Origin of the sequence: Mycobacterium sp. 1165178.9 (assembly GCF_001673555.1) — a bacterium.
GTDB lineage: Bacteria > Actinomycetota > Actinomycetes > Mycobacteriales > Mycobacteriaceae > Mycobacterium.
This window is the reverse complement of the sequence record NZ_LZMB01000124.1, coordinates 1-2,707: the sequence shown is the minus strand read 5'-3', so window position 1 is coordinate 2,707 and position 2,707 is coordinate 1. Positions and strand designations below refer to the sequence as shown.

Below are 2,707 nucleotides of genomic sequence, written 5' to 3'. Positions count from 1 at the left end.
GTGGCGGGTCTGCTGATGATGCCGCAAACGGTGACCGTGACGTTCATGCTGGTGTGGCTGATCAGAAACCTGCACTGGTCGGTCGCGGCTGCCGGCGGTTTGGTCACCCTCTCGCAGCTGCTCGGCGCGCTCGGTCGCGTGGCCGTGGGCCGCTGGTCCGATCGGCTTGGCTCACGCATGCGACCGGTGCGCTACATCGCGAGTGCCGCGGTGCTGATTCTGCTGTTGCTGGCGTGGGCCGATTACATGAACACCCGGTGGCAGGCGGTGCTGATGGTCGCCATCGCGGTGATCGCGGTTCTCGACAACGGGCTGGAAGCCACCGCCATCACCGAATTCGCCGGGCCGTATTGGAGCGGGCGTGCCCTCGGCATCCAGAACACCACCCAGCGGATGATGGCGGCGGCCGGCCCCCCACTGTTCGGTGCCTTGATCTCGGCCGCGAAATACCCACCGGCATGGATGTTGTGCGCGTTGTTCCCCATGGCGGCCGTGCCACTGGTGCCGACGCGGCTGCTGCCGCCCGGCCTGGAGACTAGAGCCCGGCAGCAATCCGTTCGCCGACTTCGGTGGTGGCGCGCCGTTCGTTCCCACGCGTCGCCAGATACTGCTCGACGGCCCGGTCCACCCGCATAGCAGCGTCGTCCTCGCCGAGATGGGCGAGCAGCAGCGCCACCGACATGATGGCGGCGGTCGGATCGGCGATGCCCTGCCCGGCGATGTCCGGGGCGCTGCCGTGGACCGGCTCGAACATCGACGGATTCGCCCGGGTGCCGTCGATATTTCCACTGGCCGCCAACCCAATTCCGCCGCACACCGCCGCCGACAGGTCGGTGATGATGTCGCCGAACAGGTTGTCGGTGACGATCACGTCGAAGCGAGCGGGGTCGGTGACCATGAAGATGGTCGCGGCGTCGACGTGCTGATAAGCGACCTCGACGTCGGGGTAGTCGCGGCCGACCTCGGTCACGATGCGCGACCACAGCTTGCCGGCGAAGGTGAGCACGTTGGTTTTGTGCACCAGTGTCAAGTGCTTTCGTCGTCGCTGGGCCCGCTCGAACGCGTCGGCCACCACGCGACGCACGCCGAAAGCCGTGTTCTGGCTTACCTCGGTCGCCACTTCGTTGGGCGTCCCGACGCGGATGGCGCCGCCGGTGCCGGTGTAGGGGCCTTCGGTCCCCTCGCGCACCACCACGAAGTCGATCTCGGGGTTGCCGGCCAGCGGGCTGTTCACTCCCGGATACAGCCGGCCCGGCCGGAGGTTGATGTGATGATCCAGCTCGAAACGCAGGCGCAGCAACAGCCCTCGCTCCAGCACGCCGCTGGGCACCGACGGGTCACCGATGGCCCCGAGCAGGATGGCGTCATGCGCGCGCAACTCTTCGACGACCGAATCCGGCAGTAGCTCGCCGGTGGCGTGATACCGCCGCGCCCCGAGGTCGTAGCTGGTCTTGTCCACGCCGGGCAACACCGTGTCCAGGACTTTGATGGCCTCGGAAATGACTTCGGGCCCGATACCGTCGCCCTCGATCACCGCCAGCTTCATCGGCGCCCCATCTCATCGCGTCGGTGCGCATCAGCCGTCACGACAGATCAACCACCTCAAGCTTGTTGGCGCCGACGGCCGCGCCGATTTCCGCCCGCACGTCGCCCGGCACGTCCTGGTCCAGCCGCAGCAGGATCGTCGCACTCGGGCCCTCGGCGTCCTCGGAGAGCTGCGCCGCTTCGATGTTCACCCCGGCCGACCCCAGCAGCGTCCCGATCTTGCCCAGCGCGCCGGGTTGGTCGACATAGTTGATCACCAGGTTGATGCCCTGGGCGCGCAGATCGAAGTTGCGGCCGTTGATCTGAACGATCTTCTCCACCAACTGCGGCCCGGACAGGGTGCCGGCGACGTTGACGGCGGTGCCGTCGTGCGCGACCGCGCGGACGTCGACCACGCTGCGGTGGTTCGGGCTTTCCGACGCGGTGCCGATTTCGGCGACGATGCCGCGCTCTTCGGCCAGCGCGGGGGCGTTGACGAACGTCACCGGCCCCTCGACGACGGCCGAGAACAACCCGCGCAGCGCCGAAAGCTTAAGCACCTCAACGTCTTCTGAGGCCAACTCACCGCGCACCTGCACCGACAACGACACCGGCGGACCGTCGGAGAGCGTTGCGGCCAGCACCCCGAGTTTGCGCACCAGGTCCAGCCAGGGCGCAACCTCCTCGTTGACCACGCCACCGCCGACGTTGACCGCGTCGGGAACGAATTCCCCAGCGAGGGCGAGCTTGACGCTTGCGGCGACGTCGGTGCCGGCCCGGTCCTGCGCCTCTTCGGTCGACGCCCCCAGATGCGGCGTCACCACCACTTGAGGCAGCTCGAACAGCGGGCTGTCGGTGCACGGCTCTTTGGAGAAGACGTCCAGACCGGCCGCGCGCACGTGGCCACTGCGCACCGCGTCGGCCAGCGCGGCCTCGTCCACCAGACCACCGCGAGCGGCGTTGACGATGATGACGCCCGGCTTGGTCTTCGCCAGCGCGTCCTTGTCGATCAGGCCCGCTGTCTCCGGCGTCTTCGGCAGGTGCACTGAGATGAAGTCGGCGCGGGTCAACAGTTCGTCCAGCGTCAGCAGCTCGATACCCAACTGTGCGGCGCGGGCCGGCGAAACGTAGGGATCGTAGGCGATCAGGTGGGTGCCGAAGGCGCTGAGCCGCTGGGCGACCA

The 2,707-nt window shown here is 68.0% G+C and carries 3 protein-coding genes; 1 reads left to right on the top strand and 2 read right to left on the bottom strand.

Going from position 1 to position 2,707, the window contains the following annotated elements:
* The coding region (locus A5652_RS26485) for an MFS transporter (RefSeq protein ID WP_156745178.1) at positions 1-636 on the top strand (636 nt) is incomplete at its 5' end.
* On the opposite strand, the gene A5652_RS06000 is transcribed toward A5652_RS26485, so the two are convergent.
* Together A5652_RS06000 and A5652_RS05995 are read right to left on the bottom strand one after the other, a co-directional pair.
* Positions 536-1,546, bottom strand: a complete 1,011-nt coding sequence (locus tag A5652_RS06000) for a 3-isopropylmalate dehydrogenase (protein WP_067347724.1) — start codon at positions 1,544-1,546, stop codon at positions 536-538. The genes A5652_RS26485 and A5652_RS06000 overlap by 101 nt on opposite strands.
* A 37-nt stretch (positions 1,547-1,583) precedes the next feature.
* Positions 1,584-2,707 (bottom strand): NAD(P)-dependent oxidoreductase (locus A5652_RS05995; RefSeq protein WP_067347720.1); only part of this gene is annotated, 1,124 nt, incomplete at its 5' end.